Annotated in this window: 6 protein-coding genes, 1 pseudogene and 1 riboswitch; all 7 genes and pseudogenes read left to right on the top strand. The window is 56.8% G+C overall.

Annotated features, from left to right (window positions below):
• Positions 1–181 precede the first annotated feature (181 nt).
• Complete coding sequence (locus ACR0LN_RS23630) at positions 182–1,222, top strand: YeiH family protein (protein WP_480433172.1); 1,041 nt, start codon at positions 182–184, stop codon at positions 1,220–1,222.
• Positions 1,223–1,292: 70 nt separating this feature from the next.
• A riboswitch (TPP riboswitch) is annotated at positions 1,293–1,397 on the top strand.
• Positions 1,398–1,429: 32 nt separating this feature from the next.
• Positions 1,430–2,410, top strand: coding sequence for a thiamine ABC transporter substrate binding subunit (thiB, locus tag ACR0LN_RS23625; RefSeq protein WP_480433170.1), 981 nt, complete (start codon positions 1,430–1,432; stop codon positions 2,408–2,410).
• Positions 2,386–3,933 carry a thiamine/thiamine pyrophosphate ABC transporter permease ThiP gene (locus tag ACR0LN_RS23620; RefSeq protein WP_480433168.1) on the top strand — a complete coding sequence of 516 codons (1,548 nt, stop codon included), beginning with the start codon at positions 2,386–2,388 and terminating at the stop codon, positions 3,931–3,933. The genes thiB and ACR0LN_RS23620 overlap by 25 nt, the downstream gene beginning before the upstream one ends.
• Positions 3,920–4,612: a thiamine ABC transporter ATP-binding protein gene (locus ACR0LN_RS23615; protein WP_480433167.1), complete on the top strand. Its 693-nt coding sequence runs from the start codon at positions 3,920–3,922 to the stop codon at positions 4,610–4,612. Before ACR0LN_RS23620 ends, ACR0LN_RS23615 begins: the two co-directional genes overlap by 14 nt.
• Positions 4,613–4,802: 190 nt before the next feature.
• On the top strand, positions 4,803–5,042 hold the full coding sequence (locus tag ACR0LN_RS23610) for a hypothetical protein (protein WP_480433165.1): 240 nt from the start codon (positions 4,803–4,805) through the stop codon (positions 5,040–5,042).
• 370 nt (positions 5,043–5,412) lie between these two features.
• Entirely contained in the window at positions 5,413–6,423 is a 1,011-nt protein-coding gene (locus ACR0LN_RS23605; RefSeq protein ID WP_480433164.1) for an IS30 family transposase, read from the top strand.
• 78 nt (positions 6,424–6,501) lie between these two features.
• Positions 6,502–7,474 (top strand): annotated as a pseudogene (locus tag ACR0LN_RS23600) (IS3 family transposase); the annotation flags it as partial.
• Positions 7,475–7,564: the final 90 nt, after the last annotated feature.

The raw sequence follows: 7,564 nt of genomic DNA, 5'->3' as shown, positions 1-7,564 counted from the left end.
AACTGGGCGAACCCTTCCGCCGCGACGCCATGAAAAAACCCGTCGCCGTCGCAGGCGTCGACGCCGCAGACATGACACCGCAGGTCGAGGCGTAACATAGACAACGCCCATCCGGGTCAAGTGTGGCCCGGGTGGGTGTGGATCATGCCCACCGGGCGCCAATTTTGGTAAAGGAAACAAGATGCAAGCGTTGGGTGCATCCAAAACGCCCTTAATCTGGGCGCGGTCTTTCGTGCAGACAAATGGCCACGGTATCCTTGTATCCGTGGTGGTCGCGGTCGCCGCAAAATTCTTGTCTGAGCATTACGGCGCTCCGGCGATGCTGATGGCGCTCTTGCTCGGTATCGCGTTTCATTTCCTGTCCGAAGACGATGCGGGCGGATGCCGTGCAGGTATTGAATTCACCGCCCGCACGATTCTGCGGTTTGGGGTTGCCCTGCTCGGTGCGCGGATTTCGATAGAACTGATGATGAACCTTGGGGCGGACCTGATCGTGGTTGTCATCGCCGGGGTCATCCTGACGATCCTGTTCGGTCTTTTGGGTGCACGCGTGCTTGGACGTGGTTGGCGCTTTGGCGTGTTGACTGGTGGATCGGTTGCGATCTGCGGGGCGTCGGCCGCCATGGCTCTGTCAGCCATCCTGCCCAAGAACGAGCATTCTGAACGTAATCTGATCTTCACGGTGCTGTCGGTCACGGTGCTCTCGACGATTGCCATGATCGCATACCCGATCCTGACCGAAGCTTTCAATTTCGACGATGACATCTCGGGTGTCTTTCTAGGCGGCACGATCCACGATGTGGCGCAGGTTGTGGGTGCCGGTTTCTCGGTATCCGATCAAACGGGTGAAGTTGCGACGCTGGTCAAACTAATCCGCGTGGCGATGCTGGCTCCGGTCGTTCTGGTCGTCTCATTTCTGGTGCGCCGCCACGCAGAGTTCAGCGAGGCCGACGGCAAGCGCCCTCCTATCCTGCCTATGTTTGTGGTTGGGTTTCTCATCTTCGCGGTCATGAACTCGATGGGTTTGATCCCCGAGGTTGTGTCGTCGGCCATGGCGAGCCTTAGCCGCTGGGCACTGCTAGTTTCGATCGCAGCCGTCGGCATGAAAACGTCACTCAAGCGGATTTTGGATGTAGGCGGTCAGGCCATTGCGTTGATCGTGGCCGAGACAGTCTTTATCGCGGTGCTTGTTCTGGCGGGTGTCTACCTTGTGCATTATTAAATCTCTCGTCCGATAACAGGCCAGTGGTTTGTTAATCTGGTTGTAATTTGGTCCATTCCGACCTACTGACATCATCACCTCGGGGTGCGCGGACAGACGCGCTGAGATGCCTTTGGCGAACCCGTTGAACCTGAACCGGCTAGAACCGGCGGAGGGAAAGGTAAAGGTTTCATCCATCCTTGCCCTCTCGCCGCAATGGAGGATGACATGAAACATCTGATGATTGCTGCGGGACTTCTGAGCGCAACTTCGGCTATGGCGGCCGATAAACCTCAGCTGACCGTGTATACCTATGACAGTTTTGTCTCGGACTGGGGTCCGGGGCCGCAGGTAGAAGAAGCCTTTGAGGCGGTGTGTAACTGCGACTTGAACCTTGTCGGCGTTGAAGATGGCGCGGCGCTGCTGTCTCGTATTCGGCTTGAGGGTGAAAACTCGGACGCTGACGTCGTGCTGGGTCTGGACACCAATCTGATCACGGCCGCGAAAGAGACCGGTCTATTTGCGCCAAGCTCAGTCAGCGCGGATTATGCCTTGCCGATTGAGTGGTCAGATGACGTATTCACACCCTACGATTGGGGGTATTTTGCCTTTGTTCACAACGCGGATGCCCCGGCACCGGCCAACTTCCGTGAACTGGCCGATGGTGACGCCAAGATCATCATCCAGGACCCGCGCTCATCAACGCCTGGGCTGGGGCTGCTGTTGTGGGTCAAGGCGACCTATGGTGACAAAGCCCCTGAAATTTGGGCTGGGCTATCCGATAATATCGTCACCGTAACCAAAGGCTGGTCCGAGGCCTATGGACTGTTTCTGGACGGCGAAGCGGACATGGTCCTCAGCTATACCACATCCCCGGCCTACCACCTGATTGCCGAAGAAGACGCGAGCAAAGCGGCAGCGGCTTTTGACGAAGGCCACTATATGCAGGTCGAAGTTGCGGCTAAGTTGGCTGGAACCGATCAACCCGAGCTGGCGGATCAGTTTCTGGAATTCATGGTTTCGGATGCTTTCCAGCAGATCATTCCGACGACCAACTGGATGTATCCGGCAGTGACCCCGGCTTCAGGTCTGCCTGAGGGTTTTGACACGCTGATAACTCCGGAAAAATCCCTGCTCTTTAGCCCCCAAGACGCCGCAGACGTGCGGGATCAGGCGCTTTCGGAATGGTTGGGCGCGCTCAGCCAGTAAGCGCGTGGCCGGGTATGGGCGCGGCGACTCTGGTCGCTGCGTTGATACTGGGCACACTCGCCGCCGTCGCGTTGCGGGCGGAAACCGCGGGTGGGTTCGGTCCGGCTGACTGGGCCGCCTTACGCTTCACGCTGCTACAGGCGGTGCTGTCTGCGGTATTTAGTGCAGCCTTGGCCGTTCCGGTCGCGCGTGCGCTTGCCCGGCGACGATTTTTTGGCAGGCGGGCGCTGATTGCGCTGTTGGGCGCGCCGTTTATCCTGCCGGTGATCGTGGCGATCCTCGGACTATTGCAGGTCTTTGGCCGCGCCGGATGGATTTCGGAAGTCCTGGGTTTTTTCGGCCTGCCTCCGTTGCGCATCTATGGGTTGCATGGCGTGGTGCTGGCTCATGTATTCTTCAACCTGCCTCTGGCGACGCGTCTGATCCTGCAGGCGTGGCAGGAAATCCCTGCAGAACGGTTTCGACTTGCCGCCCAATTGGGCTGCGACGGGATGGCGATGTTTCGGCTGATTGAATGGCCCATGCTCATGCGGATATTGCCGGGCGTTCTGGCCGTGATCTTCGCAATCTGCCTGACCAGCTTTGCCGTGGCGCTAACTTTGGGTGGAGGGCCACGCGCCACGACACTTGAGCTCGCGATCTATCAGGCCTTTACCTATGACTTTGATCTTGGTCGGGCGGCGCTGCTGTCTGCCGTGCAATTGGCGCTAACCGCTATTGCTGCGCTGGCCGCCTTGAAGTTTTCGCGCGGAGATGGATTTGGCTCGGGACTGGACCGCGCCATTCGCCGCTGGGACGGAGGCATGCCCGTACTCGACGCATTTTGGATCATTGCCGCATCGGCTTTTCTGCTGCTGCCACTGGCTGCGGTTGTCATCTCTGGCTTCGCAGGGCTGTTTGAGATGCCAGCTTTGGTGTTTCGCGCCGCGCTGATTTCGGTTCTGGTTGCCGCCGTCAGTACGATGGTCCTGTTGATGCTTGCGTTTCCGATGGCTATGGCGGTTGCAACCGGGCGGTTCGGGATCGTGGAACTCAGCGGAATTCTTGGGCTTGCAGCCTCACCTTTGGTGATCGGTACGGGTCTGTTCATCCTGATCCGCCCAATTGCCAACCCGACGTCAATGGCGCTGCCGGTGACGGCGCTGGTGAACGCGGTCATGGCCCTGCCATTCGCGCTGCGTATTCTGGTGCCCGCCGCGCAGGATGTTGTAACACGGCACGGACGGCTGGCCCTGTCCCTGGACATGAGCAAAAAGACATTCTTCACTCGTGTATTGCTGCCAAGGATGCAACCGCAGATACGCTTTGCCGCGGGCCTTTCAGCCGCCTTGTCGATGGGAGATTTGGGAGTGATTGCCCTGTTCGCCGATCCACAGATCGCAACACTGCCGTTGCAGATTTACCGGCTAATGGGCGCGTACCAAATGCAGGCCGCTGCTGGCGCGGCGTTGTTGCTGTTGCTGTTGTCGATGGGGGCATTCTGGCTATTGGATCGCGGAGGGCGCCTGCATGCTGAAACTTGACGGTTGCGTGATCGAAAATGGAGCCTTCTCGTTGCAGGCCGATTTCACGATCGAGACCGGCTCCAGCGTGGCTATCATTGGCCCATCCGGCGCAGGAAAGTCGACGCTGCTTGAGGCGATTGCCGGGTTTCGAGACCTTACACGGGGGGAAATCCTCTGGAATGGTGAAGGCATATCCAGCCTTGCTCCGGGAAAGCGACCGTTAGCGATGTTGTTTCAGGACGGCAACCTGTTTCCTCATCTGACGGTCGAGCAAAACATCGCCCTGGGTCTGTGCCCCAACGGGCGACTGTCCACCCAAGAGAAGTCGGAGGTCCAATCCGCTCTGACCCGTGTTGCCTTGCCTGGTCTGGGCGCGCGAAAGCCTTCAGAATTATCCGGCGGTCAACAAAGCCGAGTGGCATTAGCCCGGGTCCTTGTGCAACGCCGTAAGCTCTTGCTGCTGGACGAACCTTTTGCAGCCTTGGGACCGGCACTAAAAGCTGAAATGCTTGACCTTGTTGCCGGGTTGCTGACCGAGACTGGCACCACCTTGCTTATGGTCAGTCACGATCCGCAGGACGCGCTCCGCATTGCCAACCAGACCATTCTCGTCGCCGATGAACGCGCGCATCCACCTGTGCCGACGTCAAGTCTGTTTGAAAATCCACCACCCAGCCTGCGCAATTACTTGGGGTAGGGTTGGTTCGCGCCCCATCCTGCAATGCCTTCAACAATACCAAAAGCTGCTGGTATAGACACCGGGGATCTTACAGTTTCTTTTCATGGAGATACGTGGTGGCTGAAGAGTCCGCAAAACAGCGAGCCACCGCAAAAAACGTGCTTTGTTGACGTGAAATTCAGGCCATTCAGTAGACAATGTGCATTACATGGCCGAGCTCTGGCAGAAGAAACCCTCGTCAGAGGCGCTGCAAAAGACCGGCACCGCACTTGAGCAGAAGAAGGTTGGCTGTTATCTACGCAGCCACAACAATGATCCGGTTAGGAACGAATACGACATCCTCAAAGGTTTTAGGCGGCAGATCGACTATTCCAGATTGTCGATCCCAGTGTATCTGAGCAAACTGATTTTGCTGTCGCGGCAGACAAGCTGTTGCTTCTTAGCTTAGCCGTCGTTTTCTACCATGGGCTAGATGATCTTGCGGCAATAAACGAGTGTAGTTCCATTTTAACGGGATCAGGATGACGCCGAAAGGCACCTAGGCCATTGGCGTTCAGCGCCGTCACGTCGCGCATTGAAACCATTGACCCAGTTCTCTGAAACGGGTTTGGCTGTCTATCGACGTATACGGCTTTTGCAGCGCCCAAGCCCTGTTTTGGCTCAGGGCAATCTCAGCACGGGGACACAGTTTGCAAAGGGGATTCACTCCTTACTATTTACCATAACATCTATTATCTGATCCTCCCCTCTGAAGTGGGTGGATTCACAAACGAAGTGCAAATCCTTACGAATACAGAGAGTTGCATGGAGTATGAAGAATGAGAAGCTGTTACCCTCACCTGAGTTTGGAAGAACGTCGTAAGATTGCCAAGTGGCGAGACGCCAGAATGCCGGTGCCAGAGATTGCGGATCGGATGGGTCGCGCCCCGTCGACGATCTATCGCGAATTGAAGCGCAATTTCTTCTCGGACACGGAAATACCGGACTTGAATAGTTATCACGCGATAGCGGCTCAAAACATGTATGAGCGCCGCCGCGCCATCCATCGGAAGATGGTTGTGCACCCAGATTTGAAGGAAGCCATCGAAGATCGGCTTAAAGCCGGTTGGTCTCCTGACCAGATTGCAGGCCGGATGCGCCTGGAACGCCATCCAATCCGCGTGAGCCACGAGACGAACTACCGTTTTGCCTATTCTAAGGATGGTCGTGACGAGCAATTCTATCGGCACCTGCCTGAGCATCGCAAACGCCGCCGCCCGCGCGGATACCGGCGGCACCACCGCACGCAGATCTTCGACAGCCAATGCTTGTCACGCAGGCCGGAACGTGTCGCGCAGCGGACTGAGTTCGGCCATTGGGAGTGCGATCTGATGATGTTCCGCAAGGAGTATGGAAAGATCAACGTGACTTCGCTCGTCGAGCGCGTCAGCCGCTATGCTGTCGTGATGCGCAATGAAAATCGTCAATCGAAGCCGATCATGGAAGCATTGATCGAGGGGCTCGCTCCCCTGCCCGCCGATGCCCGTCAATCGATTACCTTCGACCGCGGAACCGAGTTCTCGGCCTGGCAAAGATTGAAGGATGGTATCGGAGCTGACAGTTGGTTCTGCGATCCACAGGCGCCCTGGCAGAAAGGTACGGTCGAAAACACCAACAACAGGCTGCGAAGATACCTCCCCAGATCAACCGAACCGACGGCGCTGACAAATCGATATTTGAGGTCGATTTGCCACCGCCTCAATTCAACGCCGCGCAAATACCTCGGCTACCGAACACCCGCCGAAGTCTTCGAAAGCAACCTGATGGAAATTAAGAACCGGCTGACATAAAAGAACAAATCAGAAATTGCGCTTCAACGTGAGTTCACAAGTGGTCCGCCGTTATGGTTATGAAAACGGAGGAACCACATGGCGAACAAGCGACCGAAGCCGGAAGAGATTGTCTCGAAGTTGCGGCAGGTTGAGATATTGATGGGGAAAGGCATGTCCCGTCTGGATGCAATCCGGCAGATTGGTGTTGTTGAGCAGACCTATTATCGCTGGAAGAAAAAGTACGGCGGAATGGGCGCGGATCAATTGAAGGAACTCAAGTGCCTTCAAAAAGAGAATGAGCATCTTCGAAAGGCCGTCTCGGATCTTACCCTGGACAAACTGATCCTGACGGAGGCGGCCAAGGGAAACTACTGAGCCCCGCCCGTCGCCGTGCCTGCTTCAACCATGTGCGCCACAAACTGCGGGTCTCAGAACGCCGGGCGTGTCGTGTCCTGAAACAGCACCGATCCACACAGCGAAAGCTGCCGAAAGGTCGAGCTGACGAGAAGCGTCTGGTGGCGGACATGATAGAATTGGCCTGCCAGTATGGCCGCTACGGTTATCGCCGGATCGCGGCTTTGCTGAGAGATGCGGGCTGGCCCCTCTCGGCGGTGTAAACACCGCCTGTCGGCAATGGGTGAATGACAAGCGCGTCGAAAGGCATTGGCGTCGGGAGGGGCTGAAAGTGCCAATGAAACAACAAAGGAAGGGACGGCTCTGGTTAAATGATGGATCGTGTGTTCGGCTGCGGCCGGAGCATCGAAACCACGTCTGGGGCTATGACTTCGTGCATTGTCGAACGGATGACGGAAAGGCATTCCGCACGCTCAACCTCATCGATGAGTACAGCCGGGAGTGCTTGGCGATCCGTGTGGACCGCAAGCTGAACTAAAGCGATGTCATCGACGTGCTGAGTGACCTGTTCATCATGCGCGGTGTGCCGAGCTACATTCGCTCCGACAATGGCCCTGAGTTCATTGCCGTGGCGGTGCAAGACTGGATCAATGCAGTTGGAGCAAAGACCGCATACATCGAACCAGGCAGCCCATGGGAGAACGGTTACTGTGATGAGCAGCCTCATCTGACTGGTCCAAGTTGATTGTTAGTGCATCATCGGCCTGTGATCCATCGGGACGATGGTTTCGGGCGCTGGCGGGCG

Source organism: Ruegeria sp. AA6, assembly GCF_056542865.1.
Note: the sequence above shows the minus strand (reverse complement) of the source record. Positions and strands in the feature narration are given on the sequence as shown.

Bases quoted from the DNA above. Each gene is read 5' to 3' on its own strand.
- ACR0LN_RS23630 (WP_480433172.1), top strand. From the start codon at position 182: ATGCAAGCGTTGGGTGCATCCAAAACGCCCTTAATCTGGGCGCGGTCT.
- thiB (WP_480433170.1), top strand. From the start codon at position 1,430: ATGAAACATCTGATGATTGCTGCGGGACTTCTGAGCGCAACTTCGGCT.
- ACR0LN_RS23620 (WP_480433168.1), top strand. From the start codon at position 2,386: ATGGTTGGGCGCGCTCAGCCAGTAAGCGCGTGGCCGGGTATGGGCGCG.
- ACR0LN_RS23615 (WP_480433167.1), top strand. From the start codon at position 3,920: ATGCTGAAACTTGACGGTTGCGTGATCGAAAATGGAGCCTTCTCGTTG.
- ACR0LN_RS23610 (WP_480433165.1), top strand. From the start codon at position 4,803: ATGGCCGAGCTCTGGCAGAAGAAACCCTCGTCAGAGGCGCTGCAAAAG.
- ACR0LN_RS23605 (WP_480433164.1), top strand. From the start codon at position 5,413: ATGAGAAGCTGTTACCCTCACCTGAGTTTGGAAGAACGTCGTAAGATT.